Origin of the sequence: Puia sp., assembly GCF_035546395.1 — a bacterium.
Lineage (GTDB): Bacteria > Bacteroidota > Bacteroidia > Chitinophagales > Chitinophagaceae > Puia.
Window position 1 is genome coordinate 117,660 of the sequence record NZ_DASZXR010000010.1, and the last position, 16,340, is coordinate 133,999.

Annotated in this window: 12 protein-coding genes, 1 tRNA gene and 1 pseudogene; 8 read left to right on the forward strand and 6 right to left on the reverse strand. The window is 55.1% G+C overall.

The genetic code is table 11. The features are described 5' to 3' along the window. Window positions 1-669: a hypothetical protein gene (locus VHE34_RS10495; protein WP_325587520.1), complete on the forward strand. Its 669-nt coding sequence runs from the start codon at window positions 1-3 to the stop codon at window positions 667-669. Window positions 670-696: 27 nt separating this feature from the next. Further along, entirely contained in the window at window positions 697-1,230 is a 534-nt protein-coding gene (locus VHE34_RS10500) for a DUF6934 family protein (protein ID WP_325587521.1), read from the forward strand. A gap of 56 nt (window positions 1,231-1,286) precedes the next feature. Here the strand turns inward: VHE34_RS10500 and VHE34_RS10505 are convergent, their stop codons facing one another. The 5 genes from VHE34_RS10505 to VHE34_RS10525 form a co-directional block, all read right to left on the reverse strand. Next, window positions 1,287-1,883 carry a carboxymuconolactone decarboxylase family protein gene (locus VHE34_RS10505; protein WP_325587522.1) on the reverse strand — a complete coding sequence of 199 codons (597 nt, stop codon included), beginning with the start codon at window positions 1,881-1,883 and terminating at the stop codon, window positions 1,287-1,289. Window positions 1,884-1,963: 80 nt separating this feature from the next. Next, complete coding sequence (locus tag VHE34_RS10510; protein WP_414709871.1) at window positions 1,964-2,521, reverse strand: peroxiredoxin; 558 nt, start codon at window positions 2,519-2,521, stop codon at window positions 1,964-1,966. A gap of 138 nt (window positions 2,522-2,659) precedes the next feature. Further along, entirely contained in the window at window positions 2,660-3,868 is a 1,209-nt protein-coding gene (locus tag VHE34_RS10515; RefSeq protein WP_325587526.1) for an MFS transporter, read from the reverse strand. Between the two features lie 49 nt (window positions 3,869-3,917). Beyond that, the gene (locus tag VHE34_RS10520) at window positions 3,918-6,614 is read right to left on the reverse strand and encodes a M56 family metallopeptidase (protein WP_325587528.1); all 2,697 of its coding nucleotides are present in this window, start codon (window positions 6,612-6,614) and stop codon (window positions 3,918-3,920) included. After that, window positions 6,611-6,973, reverse strand: coding sequence for a BlaI/MecI/CopY family transcriptional regulator (locus tag VHE34_RS10525; protein WP_325587531.1), 363 nt, complete (start codon window positions 6,971-6,973; stop codon window positions 6,611-6,613). Before VHE34_RS10525 ends, VHE34_RS10520 begins: the two co-directional genes overlap by 4 nt. Before the next feature lie 139 nt (window positions 6,974-7,112). On the opposite strand from VHE34_RS10525, the gene VHE34_RS10530 reads away from it, so the two are divergent. The 5 genes from VHE34_RS10530 to VHE34_RS10550 all read left to right on the forward strand — a co-directional run bounded on the left by VHE34_RS10530 (window position 7,113) and on the right by VHE34_RS10550 (window position 14,539). Then, entirely contained in the window at window positions 7,113-7,745 is a 633-nt protein-coding gene (locus tag VHE34_RS10530; protein WP_325587533.1) for an RNA polymerase sigma-70 factor, read from the forward strand. A 115-nt stretch (window positions 7,746-7,860) separates the two neighbouring features. Then, the gene (locus tag VHE34_RS10535) at window positions 7,861-8,904 is read left to right on the forward strand and encodes a FecR family protein (RefSeq protein ID WP_325587535.1); all 1,044 of its coding nucleotides are present in this window, start codon (window positions 7,861-7,863) and stop codon (window positions 8,902-8,904) included. A gap of 201 nt (window positions 8,905-9,105) precedes the next feature. Then, window positions 9,106-12,516, forward strand: a complete 3,411-nt coding sequence (locus VHE34_RS10540) for a TonB-dependent receptor (RefSeq protein ID WP_325587538.1) — start codon at window positions 9,106-9,108, stop codon at window positions 12,514-12,516. 26 nt (window positions 12,517-12,542) lie between these two features. Then, window positions 12,543-14,051, forward strand: coding sequence for a RagB/SusD family nutrient uptake outer membrane protein (locus VHE34_RS10545; protein ID WP_325587540.1), 1,509 nt, complete (start codon window positions 12,543-12,545; stop codon window positions 14,049-14,051). Window positions 14,052-14,466: 415 nt separating this feature from the next. Then, window positions 14,467-14,539 (forward strand) — tRNA-Lys (locus VHE34_RS10550). Window positions 14,540-15,122: 583 nt separating this feature from the next. Here the strand turns inward: VHE34_RS10550 and VHE34_RS31120 are convergent. After that, window positions 15,123-16,052, reverse strand: a pseudogene (locus VHE34_RS31120) (recombinase family protein); the annotation flags it as partial. Between the two features lie 54 nt (window positions 16,053-16,106). Between VHE34_RS31120 and VHE34_RS10560 the strand changes: the two are divergent. Continuing rightward, a complete protein-coding gene (locus VHE34_RS10560) occupies window positions 16,107-16,304 on the forward strand; it encodes a hypothetical protein (protein WP_325587544.1) in 198 nt (65 codons plus the stop codon). Window positions 16,305-16,340 lie beyond the last annotated feature (36 nt).

A 16,340-nucleotide genomic window follows, 5' to 3' on the forward strand; every position in this document is an offset into this window, starting at 1 on the left:
ATGACAACGAACAATCTCGAATTTCTGAACAACGACCTCAAATTCCTGGGGTTTGGCGAAAGATCACTGCTCAACCAGCACCTCGAAGCACAGTTGCAACGTGAACAGCCTTCCTTCGAGCTCTTTACCGAAGCGTTCTACGACGCCGATACCAAGCTGGAGGCAAAGCTTTACTTCTCCCGCTCGGCAAAGGAGAATTTCTATTACTTCAATAAGTACGACGCCCTGTTGCGCTATGCAGGCGATCCGGACAAGGACCGCGGGCAGACCTTCTATATCAGCAAAGGTCATGGCGTCACCTTGAAGGAAGCCTTCAACCTCCTGCAGGGCAGAGCCGTCTTTAAGCTCCTCACCAGCCGCTCGGGTATCCAGTACTCGGCCTGGATCCAGCTCAACTTCGCAGAGAAGGACCGGCACGACAACTATGTGTATACCTATTACCGCGGCGGCCGCTTCGACCTGGAAAAAGCCCTCCGGCAATACCCGATCCGGGAATTGGAATTCGATGAGATGCGGGCCAACCTCTGCCGCGCCCTGCAACGCGGCAATCTTCAGCCGGTCAACTTCGACGGCGCCGAAAAGAAAGGCAAGTTCCTGGTCGAAGCCAATCCCTCACTGAACACGATCAATATCTATCCCGCGGCAACAAGGGTCGCGGGTGTTGCCTAGTCACAATTATCGTCAAAATTCACAGCCATGTTAACGCATCCATTCACTTTCCTGCACGCCCGTCCCGATCTCAGCCTGTTCCAATTCCGAACCGGACAGGGGGGCGCCATCCTTATCCAGCTCCGGTTCATCCTCCTGCGATCGGGCATCTATGATCTCTACGTCGAACAACGCCAGTGCACCGACGTCTTCCATCCGTACCTGTTCACCGAAGAAGACGCCCGGGGCCTGCTGGGCGATGTGATCCGGGTCATCGAGCTCTATACCGAACGATACCCCGGAAGGATCATTCGGATGAAAGGCAACACCCTGTTACAGACTGCGCTCTTTCGGGTCATCCTGCGGGTTCACCACGACCTCCTCTGCCCGCTGTTCCTGATCGACAAAGAAGGCCAAAAACGGTTCTTCCCTTTCCGCCGGGATACAGGTGATAGCGTGTTCCTGCTCAAAAGAAGGGCGGACTGCACCTTACCTGTCCATCCGGTCATGGAAAGTGTCCGAACCCGCAGCCGCCTATTCGGCAACTGGGTGCATGTGCAGCTTCACAAAGAGATCGGCTAAATACAAAGCGGCCCCTGTTCCACAAACAGGGGCCGCTTAAAAAAATAGTCGGGTGCTTAGGCAAGAACAGTGATCAATCCCTTGATGACCGCTCCCAGCTTGACTCCCTCGAATATCCTCGATTCCGTACTGCCATGCTGCAGCACCGATCTCTCGTGTGACCCAACACAAAGTTCACATCCGTTCACGGAAGAGATCACCAGGCTCACCAGCTCGAAGAACTCCTTGCCCATTACAGGATTGGCCATAATGCTCATCTTGATGCCGGCAGGCTGGGTCTCATAAAAGTCCTTCTTGACAAAATGCCGGAAACGATAGAAAATATTATTCGTGTTCATCAGCGAAGTACAGGCGATGATCTCCGCGATCTCCGCATCACTCGCGCCCGCTTCCCGTGCCAGCCCGCTGAATGACTCCTGCAACAGCCCGAACCGTTCGTTGACGGCAACGGCCAGGGCCAGCAGCAGGGCCTCCTTGCGGTTCAGGTACTGCGTATTGTTCAACACGTTCCCGACATTGATCTTCAGATCCTTGATAAACCTTGACTCCGCTACGGCAAGCGCCTGCAGGTTCGCCGAAGGCTCATATCCCGAAAGATTGAGGTCGTTCAGCAGATTCTGCAACGTCTCACTCGATACAATAGTAGTGCTCATTTTTTGTGGTTAGTTTGTAAGGTTTAAAAGGTAGGCCGGCTCATTCCTGGGCGGGCCTTTCTTTTACCGCCAACAGCGGATCAATTCATACTCAGCTGGGTGGTCAGCGTCTCCTCCCCTTTCTTCCAGTTGCAGGGACAAAGCTCATCGGTCTGCAACGCATCCAGCACCCGCAACACTTCCTGCACACTACGCCCCACATTCAGATCATACACACTCACCCAACGGACGATCCCCTGCGGATCGATGATGAACGTAGCCCGGTACGCGATCTTCTCTTCGTTATCCAGGATACCCAGCTCCTCGGCCAGCGACTTGGACGTATCGGCGAGCATCGGGAACTTCAGATCTCGCAGATCGCTGTGATCCCTTCTCCACGCGGCATGCACGAACTCGGAATCCGTAGACGCCCCGATCACCACCGTATCCCGGTCGGAGAACTCGCCGTTCTTCTTGTTAAACTCCGCGATCTCCGTCGGACATACAAATGTAAAATCCTTGGGCCACCAGAACATCACCGTCCACTTGCCCTCCGCACTTCCATACTCCTGGGTGATCTCCGTAAACTCCTTTCCTTTCTCGATAGATACGACTGCCTTTTTCCTGAACGCCGGGAACTTCTCGCCAATTGACAAAATTCTGTTAGACATATTGTGACTTGATTTTAAGACGGAAAAATGGGAACGTACCGTTCCTGTGGCAGGCAATCATTGAAAAAATCCGGTGGCAAAAATAAACGATCCGATGATAGAGCATCATCGCATTTTTCTATACTCTCATAGAGAATATCTATCCGCTTCGCGGCCCTGTTCTTCGACCTCGGCTTCCTCCTTCGCCCCCAGCGGTCGTTCGTCCTTCACCGTCAGCCGCACCAGCACCGAGATCAACAGCCCAAAGACGATCATCATCCCAAACGCCGCTTTCAGACCCGCCGCCTGCGCCACCGACCCCACCAGCGGCGGAATCACCAGGAAGCCCAGGTAGCCCACCGTCGATACCGATGCGATGGCCGATCCGCTGCTCATCCCCGCCGACCGCCCCGCCATCGCAAATACCATTGGGATCACACAGGACACGCCAAATCCCGTCAGGATGAACCCAACGATCGCCGTAGGCACAAAGGGCAGGGAAATGGCCAGCAGCAACCCACCGGCGACAAGCACGCCGCTATACGTCAACATGGTCCGGATGCCAAAACGGTTCGCCAGCCGGTCGCCCGTCAACCGGCCAAGCGTTATGGCAATGACATATATGGCAAAGGCTCCGGAAGCCTGGGGTGGCGTAGTATGTAACACCTTGCGAAAATAGATTGCGGTCCAGTCGATCAGCGTCCCTTCACAGGCCATTGACGCAAAAGAGATCAACCCGTATTTGACCAGCGTCTTGTTCGGTAACGCAAACCAGGGCCTGCGTTCCTTTGGCGAAGGCTGCTGCCGCAAGCTATCGGGATAGGCATACACACAGATCGACGTCAGCAGCACGCCGACGATGGCAAAATGCCAATTCGTCGCAATGGAGAACCGGATCATCAAGGCGCCCACCCCCGCGCCCGCAAAACCCGCCAGGCTCCAGATGGCATGGAACCGGGCAATAATGCTCTTGTCATACAAGGCCTGCACCCCGATAGATTGGGCGTTGGCGGAGATATTCATCAGGTTCCGGCTGCATCCGAAGCAAACCAGCGCGATCACCAGCTGCCATACTTCCGTGGCAAACCCGATACAACACAACATCGCGTTAAAAAATACCGCCCCGATCATCATGATCCGCCGGCTGTCAAAACGACTCAGCAGCACATTCGTCACCGGCAAGGTCGCCATCAAGCCCACCGGCAGCGCAAACAGGACGGCGCCCAGCCCCGCCTCATTCAGGTGCATCTTCTGCTGGATCGTGGGGATTCGGGACGCCCAGGTGTAAAATCCGAAGCCTGATACAAAGAAGAAAAGGGTCACCATAAGGCGTACCCTGCGGGGAGAAGGGATCATCCCCAAAAATAGCAAAAAAGGAAAGGCCCCGCATCGCAGGGCCTTATTCTTAATAGAAGTCGTTTTTTAACCGGACATACTTGCCCAGGTCCTTCGACACAAACCCCTTTTCCTTCATCTTCGTCACATACTCCGCGTTGACGCCGGTGGACTTCAGCGTCATCAACAGGTTCATGGGAATCTGATCGAACCCGATCTTGTTGAATTCCCGGACAAAATCAGGCGTGATCCGCATGCTGTTCAGGCTGATCACCTGGTGGGCGCCGATATCCGTATATCCCAGGTCCCGCCAGGCCTTGATATCCGCCGGACCGATATGCTGGTCCTTCAATTGCCGCAACTGGCGGATATCGATATCCGTATAACCGATGTCGATAAATCCCTTTACATACCCGGGAGTGATGCCCGTCACCTTCAGATTGACCAGGTCCCGGGGCGACAGGTTCTTATAGCCGATATCCTGGAAGCCCTTGATAAATTCGGCATTGACCTTTTGATTGTACATCGAGGCCAGCTGATTGCGTTCGACGTCCCCGTATCCTACTTTTCGCAGCGAAGCGATGTACGTGCTGTCGATATGCATCGCTTTGTAGCCGACGAGCTCCCGCACGGGGATCACCGCATTGTCCTTACCCCCGCCGAGCGACCGGATATAGGCCCCGTCGATATGCTGGGACTTCATTTGCATCAGCTCCCTGGGCTCCAGGTGATCGTAGCCCGCGGCCTTCAGCTCGTCGACATACGCCCGATCGATATGCATCGACTTGAGCTGCACCAGCGTCCGCGGATTGTCTATCTCAGCCAATCCCGCCCCCTGCCAGTATTTGATATAGTCGGCGTCGATATGATTTCCGGCACAGGCAAACAGCTCATGCGCGCTCAGGTGGGGGAAATAATGCTGGAGCATCGCCACATAGTCCTTCCGGATATTCATGGTAAAGAAAGCCATCCGCCGGCCATCCACCTCCAGCCCCATTTGCTTCAGATCGTTGAAATACGCCTCGTTGGCCGTGTAACGAAAATGCCCAAACCCTTCCTGTCCGTCAAACTGTCCCTTGAAAATGATGGCGCCCGCGTCCCGGACCAGCTTGAACTCGACATTGCCCTGCCCCGGGAAGGGATTGAATTCACTCTTATTCACCGAAAAGGAACTGTTCCAGTTGCCATTCTCGCTCTCCCTTTTCAGCTCGAACTGGATCCGGTCATCCGACGAGAAGGACGTGGCGAACCAGGCACCCTCCATCATCTCTGAGTCACCCGGCATATGGATATCGCCAATATTGACATCGGCATTGGCCAGGACGCTTGCCCTCGCCATATCCAGGTTGGCCTTTGCCGCCGCCGCCTCTGCAGCCATCGCCTGCAGATCCACCAAAACCTTGGTCTGCTGCGTGGCCTGCACCCTGTTTTCCATGTCCAGCTGCGCCAGGACCATTTGCTGGTTCATCCTTTCGTTCAGGTTTACCAGCGTATCCCCGTTGGCGTGCGCCTCGGCGAGACGAAAATCCTGCAGGGCCCGGTCCATGGCCATTTTTTCTTCGGCGGAACGATCGCTCCAATCCGGGTTCCTTAAAGAGTCCATGGTCAGCACGGGTCGCTGGGAGCCTATGGAATTTTCGTGAGCCGGCCAGCTGCTGTCTTTCCGCGGCTTCCGGCTCGTATCCGTTGTGGCGGCTGCGAGGGAGGTCCGGGAATTTTCCACCCGGCTCCGGTTGTTGCCGCCGGAAAGGGGACCGTTATCCTTCCGGTCGGCGCCAAGCGCCGCCGGTTTGTTCAGGGCACAGACAAGCCCCGTCAAAAGCGGGATCAGGAAAAAATATTTCCACACCGTATGGATAGAACTTCGTTTGCTGTTCATCATAACGATACGTCGTTTAAGGAGTGATTGATTGTAGTTGTTCGTAATGCTGAAGGGCAAATGCGGCGCCGATACGCGGAGCAGGCTGAGCTGATAGGCCGATCGTTCCACCTGTTCCAGCACGCTGGCGTCGGTCAGGAACTCCAGGTTGTTCTCCACCTCGCGGCGGTAAAGCCAGGCAAAGGGATTGAACCATTGAAGAACGACGGCTATCTCCGCCAGCAGGATGTCCAGCGTATGACGGCCACTGATATGCACCTTCTCGTGGATAAGGATCTGGTTGTAGGTCTCCCAGTCATAGTTGGCCGGGTTGATGAAAATGGTATTGCCGAAAGAGCAGGGCGCCCGGTTCCCGCTCACCTCCACGATTCGGAACCGGCCGTCCCGGATCACCGGCCGGCCGTAGGATTGGTACAGCAATACCGCCATCTGTAAAAGGAAATTTCCGCCGAAGAGAACGAGGCCGAACCCGTAAAGATAAAAGAGCCATTGCAGCACGACGACGGCCGGGCTCACCGCTGGCCGGGATACCGGGACCGGCTGGTCCGCCGATGCTGCTGTTTCCTGCATCTCCATATCCGGCTCCTTCATGGTCAAGTCCGGCAGTTGTCGCACCGGCTTCGCCTTCACCACCACCGGCGGCGCCAAAGACTTCACCGGATTGACGGGGGTAACCAGCCTCAACGGCGTTTCCGGCTTCGCCGCCAAACTCTCCCGCCAGCTCCAATCCCGGGGAACCGGCAGCAGCGGAAGGGTAAAGGATACGGCAAGACATCCCATCAGGGTCCACCGGTTCAACCGATAGAACGTCTCCTTCTGCAGCAGGAGCTTGTAGAACAGGAAGCAAACCGTCGTGATGACCGTGACATGCAGGATATAAGGCATCATTTCTTTTGGGATTGTATGAGTTCCAAAATTTCGTTCAATTCTTCCCGGGAGATCTTCTGTTCCTTCGCGAAGTACGCCAGCATCCGCGGGTAGGAATTATTGAAATACTTCCGGACGATATCGTCAAACGCCTGATTCTGGTACTCTTCCTTGGACACCACGGGGAAATACTGAAATGTGTTGCCAAACGTCTCATGGTTCAGAAACCCTTTCTCCTCCAGGATACGCACCATCGTCGCCACACTATTATAATGAGGTTTGGGATCCGGCAGCTCGGCAATGATCTCTTTGATGAACGCCCTTCCCAATTTCCAGCAGGCTTGCATGATCTCTTCTTCGCGTTTGGCTAGTTTCTGCATGATCGCAATTTTCACCTAAGCTACTACTAATCGATTAGTTTTCCAACTAATTCATTAGTTTTTTTAAAAATTTTACACTTATAGCGAATTGCTAAATTTTAATTGGGATAATTTTGAGGGTGCATCAACTAACGCAGCAATGTTTGCCACCCGCCAAAATATTGCAGTAAAGACCTTACCACTGACGAATGAGAACGAGTTGCTGGCCCGTGTAGCAGAAGGAGACGAACGAGCCTTCGGCGTCCTCTTCCACCATTATCGGAGTAAGATCTATTCCTATGCTTTCCATCTGTCCGGCGACACCGCCCAGGCAGACGAGTTGGTACAGGAAGTATTTCTCAAGGTCTGGCTCAACCGCGACAAGATCCCGCACGTTCTGCGGTTTGAATATTATCTCTTTACCATCGCCCGCAACCAGGTCTTCGACATGCTCAAGAAGATGGCCCGCGAATCGGAGTTCCGCCGGCAGATGGCCGGCCTTCTCGATGCCGACGCCAACCCCGTGGAAGACCGGCTGCTGACCCGCGAGAACGAACTGCGGCTGCGGCAGGCCCTCGATCGGTTGCCGCCCCGCCAACGCCTCATCTTCACGCTCAGCCGGAGCCAGGGAATGAAACATGAAGAGATCGCCGATCATCTCCACATCTCCCGTCATACCGTTAAGACCCACCTCGTACAGGCGCTAAAAACATTGCGCAGCCTTTTGCGTTTCCCGGCCGACGGGTGGCTGCCTACCCTCCTCGTATTGCTGACGCAGCTATTCCGCAGTTGAAATGGGTACTGCCGAAAAAAATTTGCAACCTGACTACTCCTATCGCTCCATTTTGCAGTCTTTACGTTGACCGCCGGCGCGAAGGCCGCTGTTAACCTTATTATATGTAACGAATATGGAAACGCCACAACGATTAGCTTACCTGTTCCGCCGGTACATGGAAAAGAACTGTACCCCCCGGGAAAAGGACGAATTATTCGCCCTGATCCTGCAAGCGGAACACGACGATACCCTCCGCCGGCTCATCGCCGAAACCTGGAATGAAGCCCATCCCTCCTACCCCCAGGACAAAAGCCGCGCCGATACTATCCTCCGCGAGATCATCAGCAAAAATGCCGCCGAGCCTCCCCCTGAAACCCCAACGAACCGACACTCCCTTCCCACCGTTCGTTTCACCAGCCTGCATACCATTCTTTTCAATCGTTGGGCTGCTTGTTTTCTTTTATTTATCGGTATCTTTACCCTGACGCGGTTTCTTCTACACCGCCCCCACCACCCTGCCGCACTTCTTTCACCCCCACCTGCCGTAACCGCGCAAGTCCAGCCGGCCGACCGTTGCCTCACGCTGCCCGATGGCAGCAAGATCCTCCTGCACAAAACAGCGAAGCTCGATTTTCAATCCGGCTTCACCGCTTCCCGGCGCGAAGTAACCCTCCACGGGGAAGCCTATTTCGACATCCACAAGGACACCCGGCCGTTTATCGTTCACACCGGCGCCATTCGCACCACCGTGCTGGGCACTGCCTTTGACATCGATGCCAACAACGAGCACGACATCGTCATCACCGTCACAAAAGGCAAAGTAAAAGTGGAGAACGACAAAGGCGAGTTCAGCATCCTGCATCGCAACGAACGGCTTTCGGTTGACTCTTCACGGCTGCAAAAGATGGCCGTAAATGCCGGCGAGACCCTGGTATGGAAAAAGTCCTGGCTGCTGTTCAACGACGTAACAATGCAGGAGGCAATGGACACGCTCGCCAGGCGATACCATCTGGTCGTCGCCTACAGCAACCCGGCCGCGCAAAGCTGCCCGGTAACCGCCACGTTCAGCGGCGGCGAGACCCTGGGAGAAATGATCAACGTGCTGACAAAGATCAACAACATGAACTTTAGCATCGACCGCGATCATGTCCTGATCACGGGGGATGGCTGCAAATAATTGAAGAGCCCGTTCGCTCTTCAATAAGACAAAACTGCCCCGGCTGGAACCCGGAGCAGTGGCTCGTTTTAAACAATGTTTGCGTCATTTAAAACAATCAAAACTATGACATTTTTACGATTGTCAGGGTTCGCGTGCCCTTGCCTGGAACCAGGGTCCCGCCGGCTACCCTTCAAGATCCAAAAACGACTGCTCTACTGTATGCGCATCAGCTTTATCTTCCTCCTCCTGTTCTTTTGTTCCGTTCAGCTGCTGAGCGCCCGTGACGCCGCCGGACAGGACATCAACAAGGTTGTTATCTCTCTGGAACTCAAAGACGAATCTCTCCTTTCCGCCCTTGACAAGATCCAGCGGCTGACACCGTTTACCTTCGCTTACAACAAGCGGGAGGTCAAACGCATCCAGAATCTTACCCTGCCCGGGTCCAACCGCACCGTCAATAAGACCCTGGCCATCCTCCTGGCTAATACCGATCTCCGGTACGAACAGGTCGGCAACACCATCGTCATCTCGCCCGCCAGGCCGGACCCGGCAGCGCCCCAGGACCTATCCGATGCCGCGGGGAAAGACGATCACCCCGCTTCCGAAGCCGCCGACGAGCCGAAAAGCAAGCCGGTCACCGGCACGGTCGTCAACGAGCGGGGCGAACCTATCGCCGGCGTTTCCGTCACCGTCCGCGGTACGACCACCGGCACCACAACCGACGCTGCCGGGAAATTCAAGCTGACCGTTCCGGATGAAGGCGCCACGCTCGACTTCTCCTCGGTCGGCTACCAGAAACAATCCATCACAACCGGTTCGCAGACCGTCTTCAACATCACGATGGTCGAGAGCGTAAAGGGACTAAACGATGTCGTGGTGATCGGTTACGGTACCGTAAAGAAATCCGATGTCACCGGCGCCGTCGTCAGCTTGAAAGGCGACCAGCTGGTCGACCGGCCGGTGCCCAACGTCACCCAGGCCCTTGAGGGCAAAGTGGCCGGCGTCGATGTCAGCATCAATAGCAACGCACCGGGGCAACCTGCCAAGGTGCGGGTCCGGGGTATCGGCTCCATCAACTCCAGCCTCGATCCCCTCTATGTCGTAGACGGGGTCAGCGGCGTAGATATCAATACGATCAACCCCCACGAGATCGCGTCGATCGAAGTACTGAAGGACGCCAGCTCCACCGCCATCTATGGCGCCCGGGGCGCCAACGGTGTTATTATGGTCACCACCAAACGCGGGGTTCGCGGGAACACAAAGGTCACCTACGACGGGAATGTCAACCGGTCCGAGCTCTACCGCCATCTGAAGACGCTCAATTCGGAACAATTTATCCAGGTGTACAACCAATCCTTTATCAATGCCACCAACTTCGATCCGTTGGGAGGCACCTGGGCGCCCCCGGTTGCGCTTAACCATGCCTCGCTGCCGAAATTGTTCGATGCCAATGATAAACCGCTGTACAACACCAACTGGGAAAAGGAAACCTACAAGCCCTCCTATTCCTATGATAATTTCGTCAATATCCAGGGCGGCAATGACAAAACCCTCTTCAGCGCGAGCCTTGGCTACCTGGATCAGCAGGGCCTGATGGTGCAGTCCTGGTTCAAGCGGTATTCCGGTAAATTCACACTCGAGAACGACGTCAACAACTGGCTGAAATTCGGCGGCAACCTCTCCGTCATTCAGAGCACCCAACGCCTCGTGTCCGACGCCAATGGCGCCCTCAACGTGCCCCGGGCGGTGACCGAAGAAGTTCCGCTGCTCCCCGTCAAATATCCGGACGGCACCTGGGCCGACAACTACGATATTCCCGGCCTGGAAGGCGCCCCGAACCCGGTCCACACCGCTACGAATCGCTACACGCTCAACAACACGCTGCAGGCCCTCGGCGATGCCTATTTCGTCATTCATTTCACAAAGGAGCTCGATTTCAAGAGCGATTTCGGCGTGTTCCTGAACCAGCAGAAGAACAACTTCTACTCCTCTACGGACCTCCAGCACCTTTCGGCCGACCAGGGTGGCCAGGCCGATGTCAGCGCCAATACGAACAATTACTGGCAGACGGAGAACTATCTCACCTGGAACAAGCGGATCGGCGACCGGCAGCATCTCACTGCCCTGCTCGGCGCATCGTGGCTGAAATACAAGTCGGAATCCGTTCTCGCGGAAACCCAGAACTATATCAACGACTTCTTCCAATGGGATTATCTCGCGGCCGGGTCGGTTCGCAGCAATGCCACCTCCTCGGACTATACCTGGAGCATGAACTCCTACTATGCCCGGATCAACTATGACTTCGACGGCAAATACCTGCTCACCGCCACGGGTCGCTACGATGGCTCCTCCAAGTTCGGTAAGAATAACAAGTATGCCTTCTTTCCTTCCGTCGGCGCGGCCTGGCGGATATCCGAAGAGGATTTCATGAAGAGCAGCCGGATCATCAACTATATGAAGGTCCGCGGCAGCTATGGATTCTCCGGTAACCAGGAGATCGGTCAGTACCAGTCGATCCCGCAGATCCAGCCCAACCTGACGGTCATGAACAATGCCAACGTATCCACCCTGCTGCCGCAATACATCGGCAACCCCAACCTGAAATGGGAAAAATCCCAGCAGTTGGATGCAGGTCTCGAATTCGGGTTGTTCGAGTCGCGCATCCAGGGAAATATCGACTTCTACCGCCGCACGACAAAGGACCTCCTCCTGCAGGCGCCCATTCCCTGGTCGGCGGGGATGAACAACGCCAGTGTCTACCAGAATGTCGGCAGCGTTCGCAATACCGGTCTCGAGGTGAACCTGAATACTGTCAACATCAAGACGCAGGACTTTACGTGGACGACGAACTTCATCTTTGCGACCAACCGCAACCGCATCCTCAAGCTCAACGATGGCAACGCCGATATCTTCCCGGGGCCGAACTTCCTTGGGCAAACCAACGTCCTTCGCGTCGGCGAGCCCATCGGTTCCTTCTACGGCATGCACCGGATCGGCACCTATGGCACCGGTGAAGCCGCCGAAGCCGCTTCCCACGGCCTGCATGTAGGCGATCGCAAATACATTTATAATAAGGATGGCAGCCCCTATTACAGCATTATCGGGCGGGCCTATCCCAAATGGACGGGAACCTTCAGCAGCACGTTCAACTACAAGGGATGGGATCTCAGCTTCGACATCCGGTTCGTACAGGGCGTGAACACCGCTGCGACCTTTAAACACTCCAGCGAAGATCGCCAGACCATTGCCAACAGCCTCGCTACCGTGCTGGACGGCTGGACGCCGACACATCAGAACACCATGATCTCTCAGGTCCGCAGCTACAAATTTGCCCAGGACTCCCATTTCGATACCTGGTGGGTCGAAGACGGTTCTTTCATCCGCGGTCAGAATTTCGTGTTGGGTTATTCGATCCCCGAGCGAACCGTTCATAGCTGGAAACTCACTAAGCTGCGCATCTATGCCAGCGTGCAGAACCTGTTCATCCATACCAAGTACACCGGTTATGATCCTGAAGTGGATACCTATTTCTCCAGCTACGGCAGCAACAGCGGTTTCTCCCAGAACCTCGACTTCTTCTCCTACCCGCGTCCGCGCATATGGACCCTGGGTGCAACCGTCGGCTTTTAATTTGCAAACACAAAAAATTCATTCTGATGCAACGTCTTAAAATAATATTGTTCTCCTCCCTGGTCCTGCTGGGGGCATCCTGTAAAAAATTCCTGGAAGAGCATCCGACCAGTTTTTTGCAACCCACCAGCGACTTCGGTACCGTAAAGGCCGCCCGGGCGATGGCCAACGCGGCTTATGCGCAGATGCAGGGTTTGCTGGCCGGCCAGCCCTCTTCCTACGGTGGCAACACGTGGAATCTGATGGAGTTTATGACCGGCAAGTCCAATAGCGATCTCGGTCAGACCGGTTTCGTCAACTATCAGACCCTCAGCTACAATTCCACCTCGTTCTATTTCGACACCTGGTGGCAGCGCATGTACCTGGGCATCGGCGACGCGAACCTCGCGATCCAGACCATCCCCACGATCAACGCCGCCGGTCTTACCGACAGCGCCAAGACCAATATGGTGGCCGAAGCCCGCACGCTCCGCGCCCTCTATTATTTCTTCCTGGTCCGGATGTATGGCGCCGTCCCGATGGTCACGAAGGTGCCCACCAATCTCGACCTGAAATTGAAGCGCACCGATGCCAAGGTCATTTATGACAGCATTATCATCCCCGATCTTCAGTTCGCGGCAAGTTCCAGCCTGCCCTGGCAGGACAACACCGGGTTGGTCTCCAAGGGAGCCGTAAACGCCATTCTCGCCGATGTGTATCTTACGTACGCCGGCCAGCCGATCAACGGTGGCGCCAACTATTATTCCCTGTCGGCCGCGGCCAGCAAGGCCGTCATCGACAATGGCGGTTATTCCCTCTTTCCCAACTACACTGATATGAACCAGCCCGCGAACAAGAACAAGGGCGAATTCATCCTCCAGGTGCAGTATTCCGCGGCAGCCAACTCCAGCAATCCGTTGACGGCGCTGACGATCCCCAACTACTCCAAGGTCTCCGTTTATTCGGACGAGTACGGCTCCGTCTTCCCCACCGACCAGTTCTTCAATTCCTACCCCGCCGGTGACAAACGCGTGGCCGAGCGGCAGTTCTATTACAGCAGCTACCCCAAGATCGACAACAGCGGCGCCGTCGTCTTCCCGCATCATTACATCTATAAGTGGTTCGATTCCGTCGCCGTCCGCAGTACGGCCAAATCCGATCTCAACTATACGGTCTATCGGCTGGCCGACGTCTACCTGATGTATGCCGAAGCCTCGAACCGCGCCGAGGGCGGCCCCAACGCCGATGCCATTAAGTATGTCAATGCCATCCGCGCCCGCGCGAATCTCGCACCCATCGGCGTCCTGTCTCAAACCGACTTCGAGCACGAGGTTTGGCTCGAGCGCTACTGGGAGTTGGCCTTCGAGAACAAGATGTGGTTCGACATGCTGCGTACCCGCAAGGTGCACAATGATGTCACCGGCAACTGGGACGACTTCGTTGGCCACAAGACCGTCTGGGGCGCCACCTTCACGACCAACCAATTATTATTCCCTGTGCCGAAGCAGGAGACGGATGTAAATCCCAACCTCCTTCCCAATAACCCGGGTTTTTAGCATTTCCCGGTGGTAAGGCCGCCCACGCGCGTCCCGGGTTTCTACCCCGCGCCAATCCGGCGGTTAGTTGATGCATCCATCTAAGGTGGGGGAATGGTGGCCCCCGGCGTCCGCGCCGGTCTGTGCCGTCATTCCCCCTTTTCTTCCTCCGCGGCCCGCTCGCGCTGCACCTGCCCCCGCAGCCTTCGCCGCCCACCCAAGATTCCCAGTTCCCGCCGCTCCGCCCTCGACCCCGCCACATCCCCGCCGCCAACCCCAAAATTTCATCACTCCCAACTCCCGTCCCACGCCCGCCGCGAAAATGTTGATAACCACACCTTCCCGTGGAAAAATAATCGCCATTTTTTTTGCCACCATTCCTTTTTACCCTATTTTTGCACTCCCAAAAACACGGCGCGCCCCGTGTTCCGGGTCCGATTCCGTAGCTCAGTTGGTAGAGCAATACACTTTTAATGTATGGGTCCTGGGTTCGAGTCCCAGCGGGATCACCTGATGGGACAAGCTTGAAAAAATCTCGCTTGTCCCATTTTTATTTTCCCGGAAAGCCGCGTCCAGCCTGTATATCAGCCCCACCGCCTCGTTGACCCGGGTGGTTCGAAAATTTTCGCCGTCAAAAATCAATTTTTCAGGAAAGATCGAACCAACGATTTGCCGCTTCTTGATCGTCGTTGCTTCGATCCACACAGAATCCAGCTTCGACAAGTTCTCAATGGCCTTGTCCAGGATCGGCGCCATGTCACCCGTTTCCTCTGACATCGAACCGAGCTTCGCCTCCAGAACTGCGATTTGCCTTTCGCAATCCGCCTTGATCGATTTGAAATCCACGCCATCGATATCGCCTGACAACAGCAGCGCCATACCCCTCCCGATCCGATCATTTAGTTCCGCAACTTTGACGATCAGGTCCTTCTTTTGCCCGCGCCGATCCTTTGCCTGAGCTGTCATCGCCTCGAGGATCACTTGCTTATACAATTCCGTAGTGGCGGGATGAGGCATGTACTTCTTTAGCTCCCGGATAAACTCCAGGTTTGTCGAATCTGCTCGGAACCTCAACCCGCAAGCAGAGCTGCAGTGATAGTAGTAGTATCGATGTTTCCGGCCTTTCGAACCGCTTCCTGTGAGCACTCGACCGCATCGGGGACATATCAGGAACCCTCGCAGCGGAATACGGTCGTCGACCGTGATCTTGGTCCGTTGCTTCTTTTTCTTGCCGTCCAGCACGTCCTGGGCTTCATAGAACAGCGCTTCGGAGATCAATGCCTCGTGTTGACCAGCCACGAACCGGCTCCCTTCCTCCTTAAACTTCTCGACGAAGATCTTCCCGCAATACACCGGGTTGCGGATCGCTACCCAAAAATTGTTCTTGCTGCATTTCAGACCCTTTTTGCGCGCCTCCTTCCATATCTGTTCGGTGGTAAGGGTGCCTTCGGCGATGGTAGCAAACACCCATTGCATAATATTCGATTCTGGGGCCTTTGGAGCAATGAATTTTCGACCATCTTCCCGAACGCGGTTGATATACCCAACCGGTGCGCCACCCATCCAGCGGCCTTCCTTTTTGGCCCTGCGCATTCCATGGAACACATTCAAGGCCCGCCGGTCGTTCTCCACCTCTGGTGCAGCCAGGTAGAAAGCCAGCATCATCTTGTTCTCGGGAATGGTCAGGTCCAGCGGTTGCTCTATGGCCTGCGGCTCGATGCCAAGCTTTCGGAGGATATTGATCATCTGGTAGGCGTCAGCCGCATTCCGGCTGAAACGATCCCATTTCGTGAACAGCACCAGGTCGGTTTCCCCTTTCTGTCGATGCAGGCCCTTCAGAAAAGACGCCCATGCCGGCCGGTTAAAGGTCTTGGCCGAATGGTCCTCCAATACAATTTTTCGAACCGTTATGGAATTGATCTCACAATACCCGCGCAGCACCTCCTCCTGGTTGCGCTGACTATACCCCTTTTCTGCTTGTTCGTCTGTCGACACCCGGATGTACAAATCTGCGACTTTCATAAATAGTCTTCTTTGAATTTGCGTTTAAGAATCAACTGTATTTACTTAGCTGTCATGAAAGCAAAACATGCCATCAGCCTGCTGGTCTTCGGGTATTGCCTGGATTTCATCGGAGGGCTCTTTAAAATTCTTCATACTGCCCAGGCGGATATAACCCTGACAATAGCCGCTATTTTGAAAGTTGTGGGAGCCTTGCTGTTTTTGTACAAGCTTACCAACTATCCCAAGATCAAGGATTTTCTCGAGCGATAGCAGCTGGCGGCATGCCCAGCCTTTTAGACCTCCCTA

Coding starts and splice junctions, on each gene's coding strand:
- VHE34_RS10500 (WP_325587521.1), top strand. CDS start 697: ATGTTAACGCATCCATTCACTTTCCTGCACGCCCGTCCCGATCTCAGC.
- VHE34_RS10545 (WP_325587540.1), top strand. CDS start 12,543: ATGCAACGTCTTAAAATAATATTGTTCTCCTCCCTGGTCCTGCTGGGG.
- VHE34_RS10540 (WP_325587538.1), top strand. CDS start 9,106: ATGCGCATCAGCTTTATCTTCCTCCTCCTGTTCTTTTGTTCCGTTCAG.
- VHE34_RS10505 (WP_325587522.1), bottom strand. CDS start 1,883: ATGAGCACTACTATTGTATCGAGTGAGACGTTGCAGAATCTGCTGAAC.
- VHE34_RS10520 (WP_325587528.1), bottom strand. CDS start 6,614: ATGATGCCTTATATCCTGCATGTCACGGTCATCACGACGGTTTGCTTC.
- VHE34_RS10535 (WP_325587535.1), top strand. CDS start 7,861: ATGGAAACGCCACAACGATTAGCTTACCTGTTCCGCCGGTACATGGAA.
- VHE34_RS10515 (WP_325587526.1), bottom strand. CDS start 3,868: ATGATCCCTTCTCCCCGCAGGGTACGCCTTATGGTGACCCTTTTCTTC.
- VHE34_RS10495 (WP_325587520.1), top strand. CDS start 1: ATGACAACGAACAATCTCGAATTTCTGAACAACGACCTCAAATTCCTG.
- VHE34_RS10530 (WP_325587533.1), top strand. CDS start 7,113: ATGTTTGCCACCCGCCAAAATATTGCAGTAAAGACCTTACCACTGACG.
- VHE34_RS10525 (WP_325587531.1), bottom strand. CDS start 6,973: ATGCAGAAACTAGCCAAACGCGAAGAAGAGATCATGCAAGCCTGCTGG.
- VHE34_RS10560 (WP_325587544.1), top strand. CDS start 16,107: ATGAAAGCAAAACATGCCATCAGCCTGCTGGTCTTCGGGTATTGCCTG.